At 41.8% G+C, this 18,713-nt stretch carries 22 protein-coding genes; 17 read left to right on the top strand and 5 right to left on the bottom strand.

Annotation, left to right across the window (positions count from 1 at the left end):
• Nucleotides 1-14: 14 nt before the first annotated feature.
• From E2K93_RS11900 to E2K93_RS11855, 10 genes are all read left to right on the top strand, one after another.
• Nucleotides 15-467 (top strand): hypothetical protein, encoded by a 453-nt coding sequence (locus tag E2K93_RS11900; protein WP_135439304.1) that lies wholly within the window; start codon nt 15-17, stop codon nt 465-467.
• A gap of 97 nt (nt 468-564) precedes the next feature.
• Nucleotides 565-954, top strand: a complete 390-nt coding sequence (locus E2K93_RS11895; protein ID WP_135439303.1) for a hypothetical protein — start codon at nt 565-567, stop codon at nt 952-954.
• Nucleotides 955-1,074: 120 nt separating this feature from the next.
• Nucleotides 1,075-1,449 carry a hypothetical protein gene (locus tag E2K93_RS11890; protein WP_135439302.1) on the top strand — a complete coding sequence of 125 codons (375 nt, stop codon included), beginning with the start codon at nt 1,075-1,077 and terminating at the stop codon, nt 1,447-1,449.
• A 172-nt stretch (nt 1,450-1,621) separates the two neighbouring features.
• Nucleotides 1,622-2,035: a hypothetical protein gene (locus E2K93_RS11885; RefSeq protein ID WP_135438649.1), complete on the top strand. Its 414-nt coding sequence runs from the start codon at nt 1,622-1,624 to the stop codon at nt 2,033-2,035.
• Between the two features lie 77 nt (nt 2,036-2,112).
• Nucleotides 2,113-2,433 (top strand): hypothetical protein, encoded by a 321-nt coding sequence (locus E2K93_RS11880; RefSeq protein WP_135439301.1) that lies wholly within the window; start codon nt 2,113-2,115, stop codon nt 2,431-2,433.
• Between the two features lie 113 nt (nt 2,434-2,546).
• A complete protein-coding gene (locus E2K93_RS11875; protein ID WP_135439301.1) occupies nt 2,547-2,867 on the top strand; it encodes a hypothetical protein in 321 nt (106 codons plus the stop codon).
• Between the two features lie 119 nt (nt 2,868-2,986).
• Nucleotides 2,987-3,388 carry a hypothetical protein gene (locus E2K93_RS11870; RefSeq protein ID WP_135439300.1) on the top strand — a complete coding sequence of 134 codons (402 nt, stop codon included), beginning with the start codon at nt 2,987-2,989 and terminating at the stop codon, nt 3,386-3,388.
• Nucleotides 3,389-3,498: 110 nt separating this feature from the next.
• Nucleotides 3,499-3,834 carry an ankyrin repeat domain-containing protein gene (locus tag E2K93_RS11865; protein ID WP_135439299.1) on the top strand — a complete coding sequence of 112 codons (336 nt, stop codon included), beginning with the start codon at nt 3,499-3,501 and terminating at the stop codon, nt 3,832-3,834.
• Nucleotides 3,835-3,942: 108 nt separating this feature from the next.
• The gene (locus tag E2K93_RS11860; protein WP_135439298.1) at nt 3,943-4,218 is read left to right on the top strand and encodes a hypothetical protein; all 276 of its coding nucleotides are present in this window, start codon (nt 3,943-3,945) and stop codon (nt 4,216-4,218) included.
• A gap of 157 nt (nt 4,219-4,375) precedes the next feature.
• A complete protein-coding gene (locus E2K93_RS11855) occupies nt 4,376-4,825 on the top strand; it encodes a hypothetical protein (protein ID WP_135439297.1) in 450 nt (149 codons plus the stop codon).
• Nucleotides 4,826-4,899: 74 nt separating this feature from the next.
• Here E2K93_RS11855 and E2K93_RS11850 read toward each other — a convergent pair whose 3' ends face one another.
• A complete protein-coding gene (locus tag E2K93_RS11850) occupies nt 4,900-5,079 on the bottom strand; it encodes a DUF6435 family protein (RefSeq protein ID WP_135439296.1) in 180 nt (59 codons plus the stop codon).
• Between the two features lie 197 nt (nt 5,080-5,276).
• Between E2K93_RS11850 and E2K93_RS11845 the strand changes: the two genes are divergently transcribed.
• The 5 genes from E2K93_RS11845 to E2K93_RS17700 all read left to right on the top strand — a co-directional run bounded on the left by E2K93_RS11845 (nt 5,277) and on the right by E2K93_RS17700 (nt 11,395).
• Nucleotides 5,277-6,026 (top strand): type 1 glutamine amidotransferase domain-containing protein, encoded by a 750-nt coding sequence (locus tag E2K93_RS11845; protein WP_135439295.1) that lies wholly within the window; start codon nt 5,277-5,279, stop codon nt 6,024-6,026.
• A 128-nt stretch (nt 6,027-6,154) separates the two neighbouring features.
• Nucleotides 6,155-6,844: a hypothetical protein gene (locus tag E2K93_RS11840; protein ID WP_135439294.1), complete on the top strand. Its 690-nt coding sequence runs from the start codon at nt 6,155-6,157 to the stop codon at nt 6,842-6,844.
• 281 nt (nt 6,845-7,125) lie between these two features.
• Nucleotides 7,126-9,282 carry a catalase/peroxidase HPI gene (katG, locus tag E2K93_RS11835; RefSeq protein ID WP_135439293.1) on the top strand — a complete coding sequence of 719 codons (2,157 nt, stop codon included), beginning with the start codon at nt 7,126-7,128 and terminating at the stop codon, nt 9,280-9,282.
• A gap of 201 nt (nt 9,283-9,483) precedes the next feature.
• Nucleotides 9,484-11,274, top strand: a complete 1,791-nt coding sequence (locus tag E2K93_RS11830) for an amidohydrolase (protein ID WP_135439292.1) — start codon at nt 9,484-9,486, stop codon at nt 11,272-11,274.
• Nucleotides 11,246-11,395, top strand: coding sequence for a hypothetical protein (locus E2K93_RS17700; RefSeq protein WP_189637763.1), 150 nt, complete (start codon nt 11,246-11,248; stop codon nt 11,393-11,395). Before E2K93_RS11830 ends, E2K93_RS17700 begins: the two co-directional genes overlap by 29 nt.
• Before the next feature lie 112 nt (nt 11,396-11,507).
• Here the strand turns inward: E2K93_RS17700 and E2K93_RS11825 are convergent, their stop codons facing one another.
• The gene (locus tag E2K93_RS11825) at nt 11,508-14,252 is read right to left on the bottom strand and encodes a hypothetical protein (protein WP_135439291.1); all 2,745 of its coding nucleotides are present in this window, start codon (nt 14,250-14,252) and stop codon (nt 11,508-11,510) included.
• Between the two features lie 388 nt (nt 14,253-14,640).
• Between E2K93_RS11825 and E2K93_RS11820 the strand changes: the two genes are divergently transcribed.
• Nucleotides 14,641-15,261 (top strand): LysE family translocator, encoded by a 621-nt coding sequence (locus tag E2K93_RS11820; RefSeq protein WP_135439290.1) that lies wholly within the window; start codon nt 14,641-14,643, stop codon nt 15,259-15,261.
• A gap of 3 nt (nt 15,262-15,264) precedes the next feature.
• Here E2K93_RS11820 and E2K93_RS11815 read toward each other — a convergent pair whose 3' ends face one another.
• On the bottom strand, nt 15,265-16,434 hold the full coding sequence (locus tag E2K93_RS11815; RefSeq protein ID WP_135439289.1) for an MFS transporter: 1,170 nt from the start codon (nt 16,432-16,434) through the stop codon (nt 15,265-15,267).
• 118 nt (nt 16,435-16,552) lie between these two features.
• On the opposite strand from E2K93_RS11815, the gene E2K93_RS11810 reads away from it, so the two are divergent.
• Entirely contained in the window at nt 16,553-17,227 is a 675-nt protein-coding gene (locus tag E2K93_RS11810; RefSeq protein WP_135439288.1) for a nitroreductase family protein, read from the top strand.
• Nucleotides 17,228-17,308: 81 nt separating this feature from the next.
• On the opposite strand, the gene E2K93_RS11805 is transcribed toward E2K93_RS11810, so the two are convergent.
• Together E2K93_RS11805 and E2K93_RS11800 are read right to left on the bottom strand one after the other, a co-directional pair.
• Nucleotides 17,309-17,974 (bottom strand): peptidylprolyl isomerase, encoded by a 666-nt coding sequence (locus E2K93_RS11805; protein ID WP_135439287.1) that lies wholly within the window; start codon nt 17,972-17,974, stop codon nt 17,309-17,311.
• 139 nt (nt 17,975-18,113) lie between these two features.
• On the bottom strand, nt 18,114-18,698 hold the full coding sequence (locus E2K93_RS11800; protein WP_135439286.1) for an ACP phosphodiesterase: 585 nt from the start codon (nt 18,696-18,698) through the stop codon (nt 18,114-18,116).
• Between the last annotated feature and the right edge of the window lie 15 nt (nt 18,699-18,713).

Below are 18,713 nucleotides of genomic sequence, written 5' to 3'. Positions count from 1 at the left end.
ACGACTAGTCAGAGATGAGTATAGACTTTCAAAATATATACCATGAGTTTAAGAAGTATCCTTTAAAAGAAAAAATTGAAGGCTGCCCACACTGTGAACTCGAAAATGCAGAAACGAGCCTTCATTCGAAAGCACTTGGTTTGCTTTCTTGGGATGACTTGCAGATATTCGTTTTTAAATCTATGACTACATTTGGCGATGTTGAAGACTTTAAACATTTCTTGCCTAGAATATTTGAGTTGTATATCTCGGACTATTGGAATGCACCTTATGATTTCGGTCTGTTTCTATCCAAGCTTGAATATGCCAAGATAGAAACTTGGGTGCCTCAAGAAAAGAACGCTGTAATTAATTTATATGAGAATTGGGTTAATCAATTAAAAAGTGCGGGTACTGAAACTGACTTAGAGATTCTTGAAGACATTGAAACTGATATCGAGTGTTTTAAGGTGCAATTCGTCGTATAACAAGTTAATCAAGTCGGACGCCTAACAGTTGGCTGCGTTCACTTCGTTCACAATTATAGCCAACTGTTATCCGCCGCTTATTGGGGCGTTATATTTCATGAGAACATTTGGCGATCTATTCAGAAAAAATCTACTGGCATTTTTGTTAGGGCCATTAGCTGTTATTCCTGCAACGATATTGTATGCGGTTGCTTTTAAATTTATTGATCCCGTAGCTAACTACGATCAAGGTTCAGTAGCACCGTTATTTATTATTTTCGGCCTGCTAATCGCTTATCCTGTTACTTTAATTATTGGATTACCATGTAGTGTTTTATTGGAAAAACTTGGTAAGTTTAACTTAATTAATCTACTACTGGTTTCTGCTTTGGTGGTTTCTATTTATGCATTAATTATGGGCGGTTCATTTCTAGGCTATCTATTTATGTTGTACTTTGCAGTATGGGTAGCATGTGGTTGTTGGTTTTTTTATAGAGCTGCACAATAGAAATATGACAAGATGATAAAGGATAAGGATGTCTAAACGTTGGCTAGATGTTCGTTCCTCACAGATTTTAGCCAACATTAATACGCCTCTTATCATGGCGTTATATGCAAGGAGCACATTATGCGATTACTTTTGGTTTTGGTGTTAATTTCTTTAAATGTAAATGCAACAGTAGTTCCAAAAATCACAACATTCTTACAAGATGTTGATGAAGCATGTAAACCTGATGTTGAGCGGTATAACACTGAAATAACTAAAGACTTTCATCGTCACATTATTTTAATGGAAATGGATAATATAGATTCAGATTTAAACTTAAGAGAACTACTTATCGATGAAGGTGCTATCACTTCTCAGAGGGTCTTGGATGCAAATTTATTAATTAAAATTAACTCTATTCTCAAGTATGAGAAACTGGATGATAATATAAAAAAATCATTTACTGCCATTAAGCAAAAGCTTGCAACACACCCACTAGCAGTAGACCTGAGTTAAACCAAGAGCTAAGAGAAACGTTCCTTGAGCTTGGTTTGTAATTCCATATAACAAGCTGTTTAAGACGGGACTGCTAAAGTTTGGCTCAGTTTCGCTCCGCTACACATTTTAGCCAAACATTAATCAGCCCCTTAACAGGGCGTTATATTCTATGCAGAGTTTGGTGCAACAATTGAGAAGATTTGCCTTATTACTATTTTTTGCTTTATATAGTGCTTCAAGTTATTCAAGCTCTTGTTATGTCGCTAAGGATGACTTAAAAAAGTGGAGCGATGAATATCAAGACTTAATCAACATTACGGTTGATGCATACGGCTCTGATTTTTTTGTTACTGTTAGCTTTCCAACGAAAGTTGAAGGCAAAAAATTTCATGGTGCGTTGCTATTAAAAGGGAATAATTGGGACAAACCTGAATTATTAATTCCCTTAGCAACCACCCAAGAAGATAATAAAGTTTTTGTTTCATACTCGATTAGTGCAGATTTATCTTCCGATAGCTACGTTACTGGATCATATGGAGCAGAATGCGGTATTGAGGTCATTTACCCAATAGAATATAACAAGGCAATAAAGTCGGATTCGTAACAGTTTGCTCGGTTCCACTTCGTTTCACATTATAGCAAACTATTACTCTCCGCTTATTGCGGCGTTAGGGTTAATTCATGAAATCGCTTATAACTGCCTTTATCATTCTTCTATCTCTCCCCGGATACACGGTAGAACTTTGCGGTAAATACGAAAATAAGATTGAGCCTGATCACCAGTGGAAAGAAAGTGACTTTACGAAACACAACGCAGAGTTAGCAATTAAAAGGTTATCAGATTCGGTGGCGGGGAAAGCAAAATTAGATTGGTACGAATACCCTAATTTATCGGCATATATTGAAGGGTATTTACTTAAGGTTAAAGCATTAGAAAGTAACAGTAATCATAATATTCGGCGTTTCTGTAATTTCATAATCAATACCGCGGTGGTAGATTAACCCTAACAAGTCGATGAAGTAAAAGGACATAAAATCATTGGCTTGGCGCTCGTACCTCGCTAAAGTATAACCAATTATTTTATTGCCTCTTATCGAGGCGTTAGGGTTAATTCATGAAATCGCTTATAACTGCCTTTATCATTCTTCTATCTCTCCCCGGATACACGGTAGAACTTTGCGGTAAATACGAAAATAAGATTGAGCCTGATCACCAGTGGAAAGAAAGTGACTTTACGAAACACAACGCAGAGTTAGCAATTAAAAGGTTATCAGATTCGGTGGCGGGGAAAGCAAAATTAGATTGGTACGAATACCCTAATTTATCGGCATATATTGAAGGGTATTTACTTAAGGTTAAAGCATTAGAAAGTAACAGTAATCATAATATTCGGCGTTTCTGTAATTTCATAATCAATACCGCGGTGGTAGATTAACCCTAACAAGTCGATGAAGTAAAAGGACATAAAATCATTGGCTTGGCGCTCGTACCTCGCTAAAGTATAACCAATTATTTTATTGCCTCTTATCGAGGCGTTATATGCCTTGAGGAATTATGCATACCACTCTAAATCAATGGCTCAATGAACTAGAGGTTGAAACAGAAATAGTCCAGTCAACTGACATTAATGAAGAAGCTAATTCAAATTTAGTAACCTTTGGAATTAACGAAAGCTTGCTTAAAGAATGGGGGCGTGGCTCTCTTGAAGATTTCATTGGTAAATGTGCCGAACTGTTTAATTCAAAAAATACGAAAAAAACCATGATCTTTTACTCGTGGTTCGATGATATGGCTGGGCAGATTAGGATATCGGCGGTAAGTGAGTCCCATGGAAAGCTTCCGTTTGGTTGCATCATTCACGATGTCAAACTTAATGAGTTAATTAAAAATATTAACTTTGAAACTTCAGATGTTGCGGAGCCGTATACGTTAAAAGTTTGGCAAAAAGGCATATAACAAGTCGCTCAAGTGGGAAAATTTACAGTTGGCTTTTTCTCACTCCGTTCGTTATTTTAGCCAACTTATAAATTTCCCCTTAGCGGGGCGTTATATGTACAGGATAGTAATTGCGCAATTTCCCACTATTAAAACCTAAATCACCTGAGCAAAATATCGATATTATTCGTTTTTCTGCTAATGGTGATAGAGCTCTTGTTAATGAAGCCTTAGCTTTAGGTTGTGATATTAATGTATCTGATGCAAACGGGGTTACTGCTCTTATTGTTGCTAGTCGTACAGGTCATATTGAAGTTGTCAAATTACTTGTATCAAAAGGTGCTGATCTCAAACTGAAAGATAATTTCGGTTATGATGCATATCACATTGCAATGTTTGCGGGTGATTTTAAAGGTATGACATTAGAGCCTTTTAAAACAATAATGTCAGTAGTAAAGTACATATAACAAGCAGTTAAAGCGGGAATTTTTACAGTTGGCTCGGTTTCGCTTCGCTACACATTTTAGCCAACAGTTAATCAGCCCCTTATTTGGGCGTTATATGCCCATGGAGTCATGCAATTGAAATGGAACTTGGTATCAAAAAAGACTTTTTCACAGTTTGATGCTGTAATTGTTCTTTGCTTGTATTTTTGTTCGGATTATCTTCTTGATGCATATTTTAGTGGTGAAATTTATTTAAGAGCTATATCTATTTCCAAAGAGCTGAATCCAGTAGGTTTTTGGCTTACTTTTTTATTTACTGCCTTAGTGCTTATAGCTGCGTTGTTTTATTTGTTATTTTATGACTTCAAAGCTAGTAAGTTTTATTTTAGAAATAGAGGCATATAACAAGCTGTTTAAGTGTGGGACTGCTAAAGTTTGGCTCGGTTCCGCTTTGCTTCACATTTTAGCAAGCTATTATCAGCCCCTTAAATGGGCGTTATGTGGTTCATAGGGTTGGCATTCAGAATCACTGTATTTTATTAATAACAAGTATGGTCTTCACATGAAACGTATTATAGGAATTTTTATAGCAATACTTTTACTTGGATATGGTCTAGTGAGGATTGGCGTAGGCGCTTCTTTGTTAGCTCAAGCTTTAGACGTAGTCAATTTTCCTGATTTAGCTGATGGAGTTGCAGAGGTTAAAGTATTCATTGACGCTCGAGTAAATGATCAAATACTCCCGTTTAGTTTAAATGGATACTTTAGTTATATATTTGCTATGGGCGTTTTGTTATCGACTGGCGCAGCAGGAGCTATTGCTCGCAAGAAATGGGGATACGATACTCTTGGTGTTTATTTGGCAATGCACGCTGCTCTCTTTATTAACTTTCAAGAGATTAATCCAAAATTGATAGGTCTTTTATTACAGATTGTAATGCTATTTTTATTATATTACTTGATACCACCAATCTCAGAAAATCAGAAAAAGCCACATAACAAGTCACTCTAAAGAAAAAAAACAGTTGGTTTTTGCTCCTGCGTCGCTTATTTTTAACCAACAATTATCAGCCCCTTAATGAGGCGTTATGTTTTTGCAGAAGCTTGTAGCTCTAAAATTTTTACTTTTATTTTTTCAGCTTCAGCAGTGATCATTGCGTATGATTTTATATCACCATTACGCTGGGCATGCATAGCTTCTTCAAGTTTACTTGCATATACTTTGTCTAGTTTTTTAATTGGGTCTTTCTTAAATATTGAAAACATATTTTTTAACCTTTAGCTTAATATCTAAGTAACTACGTTATGTAATGTGTTTGGGTTTTGAATAACGTGGTCCAGTGTTAATAACAACATAACAAGCGCATTAAGAATAGAGCGTTAAGTGCCTAGGTAGTTTGAGCACCTGCACCTTTATTAACTCTTATCAGTCGATGTAATGACTTTAATTAAAAAGGCAAAGAATGAAAATCTTAATCACTATTTTACTTGCAACGGCATTGCTTGCTACAAATGCGATAGCTGAACCTGCCAAGAAAGTCCTAATCGTCGTATCGAACAAAGTAGATATGGGTGATCCTGAAAAGCATGATGCGAGAAATAATTTATGGGAATTTGCGCCTCCTTATCACATTTTTATTAGTCACGGATTTCAAGTCGACTTCGTATCACCCAAAGGTGGCAAAGTTGAATTTATGATGGAACCTCTAGGGATAAGTAGTTACACCATCAAACATGAAGGTTTCCTAGAAAAAGCTAACAGTTCATTCTCACCGGATGAAATTGACCCTAATGATTACTGGGGCGTATTTATTGGTGGTGGCTACGGTGTAATGTTCGACGTTGCAGATAACAAAGACATCCATTCTATTATCAGTAGTGTGTATGAGTCAGGCGGTGTTGTAGGTGTTGGTGGTCATGGTGCTGCAGGTATTACCAACGTCACATTATCTACCGGGGAATTTTTGGTTAAAGGGAAAAAAGTAGCTGGATTTCCTAATTCGACTGAAATATCCAAGCCCTGGGCTAAACAAGGCACACTTTTGCCTTTCTTTATTGAAAGTCAACTTAATAAGAATGGCGCTTTGGCTCAAAATAAACAGACACTAAAAGATAAACACGAAGTGGTCACAGATCAACGTATTGTATCAACAATGTTTCTCCCTTCAGCTGCCCTAGTCGCAAAAGACATGATTATATTAAATGGATTGTAAAGGCACATAACAAGCGCATAAAGACGACACTGGTATCTGTTTTATCGGTTGCGCTTTGAACCACATTTTAGCAAGCAATGATCAGCCCTTTAGTGGGCGTTAGGTATACGACAAAGGATTGTGATTAGATGAAATTTATCAGCTGTATTTTATTATGTTTTACTATGACGGCTTGTTCTTCTACCAAGGTTCACCTGTACACTCGTTATTTAACTGACTCTGAAATTAAAACAATCAGTGAAGAATTAGAAAGTGCTGATTTTGAAGTCATTCCAAATAACCTAACATTCCCCGATACAATTCATCAATCTACCTTACTTTATTCTCCATTTATTCAAGATGAGGATAGCTTGGAAAGTATCACCAACACGCTTACTAAACTCGGTTGGATTGTGCCGAGTGTACAATCGCTTGTTTCAGGTAATCATTGGTACAAAAAAGATAGTGTTGGTTTATTTCTGCTTCCGGAGGGAGTAAAACAGAATGATAAAGTTGCGCAACAAGACCTAGTAAATGTATATGAAAGTAGAAATTGCACTACTTCTGTTAAAGTTTATTTGAAAGCTGATCATAGTTACCAATTCGTGTTTGCTAATAAAGATCAAGAACAAACTGATCATCTTAGCGGAACATGGAAAATGAGAAGCTACCCGTACATTGAATTAACATCAGATAATCAAATATGGTGGTTTTATTTTAATATCGAGAAAAAACAAGAAACTGATAAAGTAAGCAATATAGAAATTGTAGAGCTACACCCTGAAGACAAATATAAGTTTTTCCCAAATTGTAGCTTTGCCTACGGTATCAGAAAGTAGCCGAGCTACCTTCATTTAAATAAGGTATAAATGCAAAATATGCCTTATCCAAAGACATTGCAGCAAGCTAAAAAGTTTGCGGTTCAATCGCCTCATAAAAAGTAGCTAAAGCGGGACAATATACAGTTCGCTGTTTTCGCTACGTCATACATTTTAAGCTACTCATACTCCTTCCCCTCTGCAGTTTTTATGTGTTTCTAGAGATTCTCTCTACAATTAAACACAGCATCGAGTTGTTCTGATTACTATCCCCCACCTTGAAGATTTAAGGAGATTTTCCGATGTCTGAAAAAAAATGCCCTGTAATGCACGGTGGTGCCACAGAAAGTGGTGCATCTGTGATGGAATGGTGGCCTAAAGCTCTTAACCTCGACATTCTGCATCAACATGATGGCAAGTCCAACCCACTTGGCGCGGATTTCAACTACCAGCAAGAAGTAAAAAAACTGGATATTGCAGCACTGAAACAAGACCTGACGGCTGTTATGACCGATAGCCAGCCATGGTGGCCCGCGGATTGGGGGCATTACGGTGGTTTGATGATTCGCATGACCTGGCACGCGGCGGGTTCCTACCGTATTGCCGACGGACGTGGTGGTGCGGGTACTGGCAATTTGCGTTTTGCTCCACTCAATTCTTGGCCAGATAACGGCAACCTTGATAAAGCCCGCCGCCTACTTTGGCCTATTAAACAAAAATACGGCAATAAACTAAGCTGGGCAGATTTGATTGCCTACGCCGGTACCATTGCCTATGAATCTATGGGCTTAAAAACCTTTGGTTTTGGCTTTGGACGGGAAGATATTTGGCACCCTGAAAAAGACACTTATTGGGGTTCAGAGAAAGAATGGCTAGCACCGACAGGCAGTGAAGGTAATCGTTGGTCAGGTGAACGAGACCTCGAAAATCCGCTAGCGGCGGTGATGATGGGACTAATCTATGTAAACCCTGAAGGGGTCGATGGTAAGTCTGATCCTTTGCTAACGGCGCGTGATATGCGGGTAACGTTTGAACGCATGGCGATGAATGACGAAGAAACCGTGGCTTTAACCGCAGGTGGTCACACCGTTGGTAAAGCACATGGTAATGGTGATGCTGCATTATTGGGGCCAGAGCCTGAAGCTGCGCCATTAGAAGATCAGGGCTTTGGTTGGGTTAACAAGACCAAGCGAGGCATTGGCCGTGATACGGTAACCAGCGGTCTAGAAGGTGCTTGGACCACAAACCCGACGCAATGGGATAACGGATTTTTCGATATGCTGCTGAATCACGAATGGGAACTTAAAAGCAGTCCAGCTGGTGCAACGCAATGGGAGCCAGTGGATATTAAACAAGAAGATATGCCGCTCGACGCTGAAATTGACGGCAAGCGTGTAATGCCAATAATGACCGACGCTGACATGGCTCTCAAAGTAGATCCTGATTATCGCAAGATCTCTGAACGATTCTCCAAAGATCCTCAATACTTTGCTGAAACATTCGCACGCGCTTGGTTTAAATTAACCCATCGTGATATGGGGCCAAGAGTACGTTATGTCGGTCCCGATGTGCCGAGTGAAGACTTGATCTGGCAGGACCCTATTCCATCTGGTAACAATGCTTACGATGTGCAAGCCGCTAAGGACAAAATAGCCAGCAGCGGTTTAAGCGTGGCTGAAATGGTGGCGACAGCTTGGGATAGTGCACGCACTTTCCGTGGCTCTGATAAGCGCGGAGGGGCCAATGGTGCACGTATTCGACTAGCACCTCAGAAAGGCTGGCAAGGCAACGAACCTGCTCGCTTAAATAAAGTGTTGGCGATACTTGAGCCTATTGCTGCCGAGAATGGTGCCAGTGTCGCAGATATGATCGTGTTGGCGGGTAATCTTGGTATTGAGCTCGCGGCAAAAGCTGCTGGAGTTGATATTGAAGTGCCGTTCTCTGCTGGACGAGGGGATGCGAGCGACGAGATGACCGATGCAAATTCCTTCGATGTATTGGAGCCGCTGCATGATGGATATCGCAATTGGTTGAAAAAGGATTATGCGGTTAGCCCTGAAGAAATGCTGCTGGATCGCACCCAATTGATGGGACTAACGGCACCGGAGATGACCGTATTGCTTGGTGGAATGCGTGTCTTAGGCACGAACCATGGAGCTAGCAAGCATGGCGTATTCACGAGTCGCGAAGGCGCGTTAACGAACGACTTTTTCATTAATTTGACCGATATGGGCAACCATTGGCAACCGGCTGGTGAAAATCTGTATGAAATCCGCGATCGCGACAGCGACGAACTCAAATGGACCGCTACTCGGGTCGACTTGGTATTCGGTTCTAACTCGATTCTTCGTGCCTACGCAGAAGTGTATGCACAAGACGATAACAAGGAAAAGTTCGTTGAGGATTTTGTAGCAGCCTGGACCAAAGTGATGAACGCGGATCGATTCGATCTAAATTAATATCCGCAGCACGCCCCCACAGCAAAAATTTATGCGGTGTGGGGGCTCCTAATAAATCACCAAAGCCCCTTCGACTGCGGAAATCGTGGTCACTTGGGTCAGCCTGCAATGCGGTTGGCTAATGCGTTTGCCTAATGCGATTGGCTAATGCAGTTGCGCTTTGTAAAGCGTTAAGACGAAACATTCAAGGTAGGAGAAAATATGAAGCTTATATCCTCAGTCTCTCTAGCTCTAACAACTTTGCTTTTGGTTGCAGGTTTGAGCAAAACAACTGACGCCCAAGCGCAAACACAAGCGCAAACAAAAACAGCGAAACAGCAACCTACATCCACCATCATCTATGGCGGTGAAATTATCACCATGGAAAAACAGCAACCGTCAGTCGAAGCTGTCGTCGTATCAGAAAGCAAAATTGTCTTTGCTGGCAGCTTGAATGACGCCAATAAACAACACCCTAGTGCTAGCTCGTTTGATTTAAAAGGTAAGGTGTTAATGCCAGGCTTTATTGAACAGCACATGCACCCATTCTTAGGGGCATTGACGTTGCAAATGGTGGTCATTGCGCCCGAGCCATGGCAGCTTCCAGATAAAACCTGGCCTGCCGCTAAGGATGAAAAAGACTATATCACTAAGCTAAAGGCTGCAGAGAAAGCCTTGAAAGACCCTTCGCAGATATTATGGAGTTGGGGTTTTAATAACTTTTTTCATGGCCAACTGTCGCGAGAAAAACTAGATCAAATCAGTTCTACTCGCCCTATTGTCGTTTGGCATAGAAGCTGTCATGAGTTCTATTTTAATAGTGCCGCAGTTAAGTTGTTTGGCTTAAAGCAAGCCGATATTGACGCCAGTGGTGCCGACGTCGCCGCGCAATCTGATCTAGACAAAGGCCATTTCTATGAGGCCGGTGCGATGGTTTATTTACTGCCGCGGGTTTTTCCCAAAATGGCAACGCCTGAACGCATGAAAGCAGGCCTGTTACAAATGCGTGAAATGCTACATCAAAACGGAATTACCGCCTATATGGAACCCGGCGCCTTTATCGCACCGGGTACCGAACAACTTTACATGGATATTTTAGGCTCAGAGCAGACACCTTTTTACTCATTCTTTATCCCCGAAACCAAAACGCCATTACTGCAATATGGTGCTGACGGTATGTTAGCTGGCATGGAAGAAATCAAATCGATTTTCCCCCAAGATGGAAAGGTTCGCTTTCTCGATAAGCAAGTTAAAATCCTTGCCGATGGCGCCATTATTTCGCAGCTTATGAAAATGAAAGATGGTTACTTAGATGGTCATAAAGGTGAATGGATTCAACCACCTGAAGAAATGGAAACGATCAGTAAAGTGTTTTGGGAAGCCGGCTATCAAATTCACGTTCATGTCAACGGTGATGAAGGCTTAGAAGAAGTGCTAGATATGTTCGCGCGCCGCATGAAAAGCTTTCCTCGTGAAGATCATCGTGGTGTGATTATTCACTTTGCCAATTCAACGCCAGAGCAAGTGAAACGTATCAAGCAACTTGGCCTGATTGTTTCTGCTAACCCTTATTATGTCACCGGTTTTGCTGAAAAATTTGCGCAAGTTGGACTTGGTAAAGAGCGTGCTTATCACATGGTTCGTCTAGCCCCCCTAGAAGACCAAGGTACATCAATTTCCTTACATTCAGACTTGCCCATGGCGCCTGCAGACCCATTATATTTGGCTTGGTCAGCGGTTACTCGTCAAACACTTTCTTTTAATCCTATACAACCTGAACTTGCCCTAAGCGTTGATGCCGCAATACGCGCAATTACCATAGAGGCCGCTTTCTCCTGGGGTATGGAAGATACGCTCGGTAGTATTAAAACGGGAAAAATAGCCAATTTTACGTTAATTGATCAAAACCCTTATACGGTGAAACCAAGCACGATCAAAGACATTAATGTCGAAGGTACCTTTTTTCAGGGCAAGTACTTCCCTATTGAACCGAGTAATAGGCCAACAGAATGAGCCGGTGTATTCTGCTGAATACGCTGACTTAAATGGCAATGGTTTAGAAGACGCATTGGTTTTGCTGAGCTCAGGGCAATGGTACGGCTCTGGTGCGGCTCTTGTAGCAGCACGCTCATGATTTTTGAATGAAAAAATGACCTAACAGTGCCAATAAAACTTGGCTGTTGTCACGCGGTGACGATATAGCCAAGTTTTATTTGCCCGCCAGTGCTACGCTGTAGCTGCTAGAACTATTGGCTATTTTGTGCTTGGCTTAACGCCATTTCTTTATAAAACCCGGCTCGCCAATTAATACCGTCCTCTGAACGCCAAACGTCATTTAAAATGCTGTCCTTGCCTTGTAAGGTCACATAACCTTCGCCACCTGTGCCGCCGGTAATATACAACGCATCATCATGAACCACGGCTTGAAAGTTTTGACGTTGTTCAAATGGAGCGTGCTCAGTAACTAGCGTCCATGTTAAGCCATTGTCATCAGACATCCAGATATCGTTTGCCTCATAAACCGTGGTGTCTTCATAAACAAGGGTTTCATGATAGTTAGCGCGGCCGGCAATAATCCATAATTTATCATCGAAACTGACCATTTGATGATAGGCACGTTTATCCATCTCGCCCATGTTGCTGTTGACCAATGTCCAATTAATCCCGTCTGCGGATTTCCATAGGTCATCAAGATAAAAGCCATCCTTGTTTTTACCCGCACTGAGGTATAGCTCATCATTGTGAATGGTTATCGCATGACCTGTTCGTGGGCCAAAAGGCGCCTCACTTGTCAGCTCAGTGAAACCCATAAGATAGGCTCCATAGGTACCCAAATCAGGGCGACTGTCCCAGGTATCAGCGTTACCGCTAGACCATACATCGGCATAATATTGACTGTTAAAATTACCACCAATAATCAGCAATTCACCGTTGAAGTTGATGGCGGCAAAGCCTTCTCTGGCATCGAAATAATCGTCAGTATTAGGAACAACTTCGCTCCATACGATTCCACCATCTGTTGAACAGGCAATATCGTCAAATACCCCATAAACTTCAAATAAGATTACGTGTAAAACGGAACCTGCCGGATCAGGATTTTGCACCGTATATGGGTCTCTATAGCCACTGGCGGTAGCAAATATTTTTCGACCATAGCCACCAAGGTAACAAAGCTTGTCACCCATACTAACCAATTGATGCCCCGCTCTAGCTCTAAATGTTGCATGTTGGTCTTCAACTAGGTTCCAATTCACAGCATCGGCTGAGCTCCACACATCCGCTTGATACGGCGCGGCGGTGCTGATGTTGTCACTGGCAACGCCTCCGGTCGACACAAGTAAACCATCATGACTGACCATGGCATGAGAGTGACGAGGGCCGTATAACCCACCTAATGTGTGCTCAACCCACAATACACCATCGATTGTTGACCACACCTCATTGGTATATTCGAGAATTTCGGCACGCCCACCGACAATAAAAATCCGATCTTTAAAGGCAATAGGCTTGGCCTCACGGGCAACGAGGTTACCAAGATAAATGCCACCTTTTATCGTTTGCCAATTTAAGGCATCGTTACTTTTGAATATACGAGATATGTTTTTGTATCCGCGACTACCAAAATACTCAAAGCTGTAGGTAAACAGCCAAATTTCACCATCTATAACGGCAGCTTCTCGGTTGTCAAAGCCGGCAATAATCGGGGCATCATCAATTTCTGTCCAAACCGAGCCATCGGTCGAACTATAAATTTTATCGCCTAATAAGTAGGCGGTTTGTGCTGCTGCATCACCAAGCACCACCACCGGCGAGTTACTCGCTTGAGCGAATGAAAAATCGGTAACCGCTGACCAATTTTTACCGTCCGTAGAACGCCACAAATCATTAAGCTTTTCACCATGTGTGGTATAGCCACCGGCGATAAAAAATTCATTATTTAACGTAAATACCTCAAAATGGCTGCGCGTGCTAAAACGCTGTTCTTGCTCTAGCTGAGTCCAATTTTTGCCATCTTCAGATACCCAAACATAGTTGTGTTGAGTCGCTCCATTAGCGCCTCCTAATAACCAAAGCTTGTTGTCACGAACAATTAATTGATGCCCAGAGCGCGGTGAAAAGTTAGCGGCTTCGTTAATTTCAAGCCATTCGTCGCCGTCTTTACTTATCCATACATCGTTTTTATATTCACGAGGGTTGTTTACATCACCGCTTGTGTAACCACCTATAAGGTACAGGTTGTTGTTAAATACTATGGTTGCTTCACCGGAGCGAACTTCAAATTTTTCGGCACTTAACATGGATGTGGCCGCCGTATTTTGGCCAAACGTAAAGTGATAAAAGCCTGGCGAATCAAGAGTCGTAATGGCGTCGGTTATGGCATCACCTTCAAGGACATCGGTTTCATACATACCACAATCTATTAGTGGTATTGGCTGGCAGTTTTCTTCTGTTGAGCGAATAAAGGACAACCCGGTGAGTGAGTCGTTGACATCAATTAGGCTATCGTCTGCGCCAACCCAAGAGGTGAAATGAAAATCCGCATCTTTGGCGTATAAGGCAATATTAGTAACTTCGGCGTTATTCGAGTCTTCGGCAGTCAGTTCAGCAAAGCCTGCTTTGTGAACACTAACTTGGCCTTGTTCATCAACCGTTGCAATGGTCTCATCGCTAGAACTAAATGTGTCGGCATTTAAGGAGAATTGTGCATTGATGTTGTAGGTTTCGCCAACAATGCGTTTACTGTTTTCAAAGTGTTTGGGAGGTGTGTCATCGGTATCATCATCTGAGCCGGCATCATCGTCATCCGAGCCCGCATCATCAGAGTCTGAACCTTGGTCGTCAGAACTGTCATCGCTACTATCGTCAGCGCCCGAATCATTGTCGGTTGAGCCAGAACCATCACTTACCGCTGGTACAGAAGCTTTAGAACTGCCACCACCGCAACTAACCACAAGCAATGACATCAAAAGGATACTTAAAAGCTTATTCATTATTATTTTACTTCCGTACAACTATTAAAATCGTCACTCCTTCGCCATTACTCCATTGGCGAAAAAGTATAAACAAGCCAATAACTTAAGTAAACGAATGTTGCATAAAAACAGGTCTGACAAGCGCAATTAGGCAACAGCAATTGATACGTTTTATGGTAGTCGAAATTGCTCTAAGCAAGCGCACTAATGCCTCGGTTCAAGGTTGTCCTGCTAACGCTTTGTTTTGACCTTTATAAGCAATACCTAGCGCAGCAAATCGGCCGACGTTAATCGCAAATTATGGTGGCCAGCAAAGTTGACAGCTAAGATGGGAAAATAAATGGCCGATGACAAGACATTGACTCGAAAGTACGTATAATGCGCGGCTGATTTTCCCTTTAGATGTATGAACGTGATCAGCGAATACCTTACCTACGCCAGCATGTCAGCGTTAGTTGCCGCCCTGCCTGGCCCTTCAAATTTTATTGCCGCCGAAAATGGCGCAATGGCTGGTTTACGTAAATCAGGTGTCGCCATAACCGGTCACTTGACGGCGCTATTGGTTTTAGCGGTAATGTCGGCGATGGGATTAACCAGTCTACTGATTGCCTCACCGTTGGCGTTTAATGCGGTAAAATTGATGGGCTGTGGCTATCTTTGTTATTTGGGCATAAACATCATTCGTTCAGCCAATACAAATGCGCTAGGTCGTGACATACAACCGCGCTCGGCTCGTCGCCGCCATATGTGGCGCAAACACTTTACGGTAGCCATTACTAACCCAAAAGCGTTATTGTTTTTTAGCGCGCTGTTACCACAATTTGTCGATGCTAATCAGCCCATTGGTGAGCAGTTTTTGCCTTTGATGATGATCAGTATGTGCTCTGCATTTACTTTTCCAATGCTGTACGCCTTGATAGGTAAGAAATCGACTCAACTGCCATTTAATGAACGTCACAAACAATTTATCAAACGACTGTTTGGCGCGAGTTTTATCATCTTTTCAATATCATTGTTGATATCGTAACAGCTACCTAACCGATGCTTGTAATTGGTAACCAATTTTATCAACAAACTGGCTGGCAATAAGCGAGCACGCGGCGAGGCCAGCACCGGCGAAAAACACCAGCGATGGGTTGTATAACCAAATCAAACCAAATAAGGCTGGGATCACCACCGCAGCAATATGATTGATGGTAAAGCTTACCCCTGCTGTTGATGCGATATCTTTCGGATCGGCAATTTTCTGGAAGTAAGTTTTAATGGCAATTGCCATGGCGAAAAATACGTGGTCAATCACATACAAGGCGGCGGCAAAGTAACCGTTGTCAACCAGAGCATAACCACTGAACACCAAAATAAGCCCTATGTACTCCATAGTAAGTGCTTTACGCTCGCCGACGTGCCCTATCCATTCACCAATTTTTGGCGCCAGATATATATTTAAAAGGTGATTAACCATATACAGTAAGGTGATATCAGCAACCGAGTAGCCGAACTTTTCGACCATCATAAACCCAGCAAATACCACAAAAATCTGTCGTCGAGCGCCACTTAAAAAGGTCAATAGGTAATAGAGCCAATAGCGTTTACGCAATATCAGATTTTTATGCTGAACCACCTTTTGTTCAAACTGCGGCATCACTAGCCACATCCACACGGTGATCATAAAGCCAAGCCCACCTAGAATCAGGTAGGCTGTGGAAAACTGCATCGAATAAACACTAAACGCTAACCAAATAAAACCATAAACAACCAATGCAGCGATGGACTTTATTGATAATAATCGACCTAATTGTTTTGGTGCTTCATCTTTGGAAAACCATTGCAGCGATAACGATTGATTGACCGTTTCAAAATAGTGAAAACCTGTCGACATCAAGACTGTGGTTGCATACAAGCCCAACTCGAATGGAAACAAGCCGGTAAGAGTGACGCCAATGGTCAATAAACATAATGACACCAAAGCAAAGGTCTGCTCTTTTAACACCAGAAGCACAAACACCGCGGTAAACGCCAAAAAGCCAGGCACTTCACGTAATGACTGCAAAATGCCTATTTCGCGCCCAGTAAAATTAGCCGCTTCAATGGTGAAATTATTCAATAGCGCCATCCACCCAGAAAACGCCAAGGTCATCACAACCGAAGACATGGCTAGAAAAACAAATGGGGATTTAAACGAACTCGTAGGCGCAGACATAAGGAATTTAATACAGCAAAGATAGATACCTTTAAGATTAACAAAATTTTTACTTGAGCGATATTAGAGTTTAGTATGGCTAATATTCGAAATATTAGAATTACAACGAGACAGAAAAATGCAACAACATGATTGTTCCCCTTTAGACGATTTTATCGAATACCCACCAGAAGAAATGCTGCAGCGTTCAAGACAGTTCTTAGCCGATATCAAACGCCGTCATTCGATTCGCAAATTCAGCGATCGCGAAGTCGAAAGAGAAATCATTGAAAACTGCATTAAAGCCGCAGGTCGAGCGCCAAGTGGCGCAAACCATCAGCCTTGGCATTTTGTCGCGATTCACTCAAGTGATGTGAAAAAACAAATTCGAGAACAAGCGGAGCTGCACGAACGCGGTTTTTATGATGGCCGTGCCGGTGACGAATGGCTTGATGCATTAAAACCATTAGGCACCGATGCAGATAAACCTTACCTAGAGACTGCGCCATGGTTAATTGCCATTTTCAGTCAGAAGAAAGGCGGTTTAGATGTTGAAGATCGCAATACCAATTATTACGTGCATGAGTCTGTCGGCATTGCCACAGGCTTTTTAATCACCGCACTGCACAACGCGGGGTTGGCAACCTTAACGCATACGCCAAAACCTATGTCGTTCTTAAACAAGGTCTGCAACCGAGGTGACAATGACCGGGCTTATATGTTGTTGATTGCCGGTTATCCTGCCGATGACGCCACAATTCCTGCACATGCGCAAACCAAAAAGAACATAGATGATATCGCTACGTTCTTATAGGTCACGATGAGAAATTCAGGCAAGAAAAAGGCGGGATAACCCGCCTTTTTTGTCGCTATTGAAAGCTATGTATTGTTAACGCTATTTGTTTTTGACTACGATGGTTGCCGTTAATATTTCCAGCTTCTCGGCAGTTTGTCCTCGAGCAGAACCACTTTGTTCAAGTGCGCTTAATGTTTCCAAACCGCTGATCACTTTTCCAAATACAGTATGACGACCATCTAAAAATCGCGTTTCTTTAAAGGTGATAAAAAATTGCGCGCCGTCGGTGCCAGGGCCAGCATTTGCCATCGATAAAATACCGGCTTGATCATGGCTGGCATCTTTATGGTATTCACCGTCATAGCGATACCCAGGGTTGCCACGTCCGGTGCCGGTCGGATCGCCACCTTGAGCCATAAAGCCAGGAATGACACGGTGAAATGTCAAACCATCATAAAAACCTAGCTTAGTTAAATACATAGTGCTTGAGACATGCATCGGTGCGTATTGTGGCCACAACTCAATGCTGATAGGACCTTTAGTGGTCACCATTTCCCAGATGTATTGTTTGCTTTCGGCAAAAGGCGCTTGCGTTGGTTTAGGTAATTTTTGTTTCCAGTCGGCATCGCTTTTATCTATTTTTTGTTCAGCGATAAAGCGCTCGACATGATGCAACGCTGGATCGTCATCGGCGAGAAAGCCAATAATCAATGCGGTAATGCAGACAACGTATACAGTGATAATTTTCTTGATAAAAGAATTCATTCATTCTTCCTATGATTGGCGCCAGAATATGTTCTGATTTTTAACGTATATGCGCGCCAGTATATAGAATAGTAAAAAGCACCACAATCATGCTAGCTTATTGCAAATCAAAAACTTGCCATATAATTGCATCATCTTTCTACTGTTCTTTATTTTTCTGATTAACATGGCGACATAGCTCGGGGAAAAATGCCAAAAAGTTATGTTCGAACTGTTGATAGTGCAGTTCAACTTCTTCAATTGCGCCAGCCAAGGTGTTTTTAAAGCGGATGCGTTTTGACATTGAATCAATCGCCCTGCCGGTAAGCGCCATATCATGATAACCACCAAGCCAATCATCATTGATCATTGACCTGACCACGTGCGGCATACGTCCCGGCAACGGGTGCGGATAATTCTGCAGATGCAAATACACTTGCTGACAAAACTGCTCTAAGCTCAAATGATGAAATCGTTGCCAATGCTTGGCAAGAAAATGATCGAACGCCACATCACTGATAAGGCCGGCAAAACGGCGTCGTTTGTCACTAAGTAAAGGTTTTAACTGTCTGACTAAGTGATGGTTATCGGTGAACTTATCAATCATACGGTGGGTGTGAATACCATTGGCAGTGGCCTCTGGCAGGCTGACAATATTGACCCCTTTCATAAAATCGCCCATTAAATTGCCAACCACAGAGTGGCTGTTATCTTTGGCAAAATATAAATGGGCAAGATAATTCATCGCGTACCGATTAAC

The organism is Thalassotalea sp. HSM 43 (genome assembly GCF_004752005.1).
Taxonomy (GTDB): Bacteria; Pseudomonadota; Gammaproteobacteria; order Enterobacterales; family Alteromonadaceae; genus Thalassotalea_A.
The sequence above is the reverse complement of the archived record's forward strand: the minus strand, read 5'-3'. Positions and strand labels throughout refer to the sequence as shown.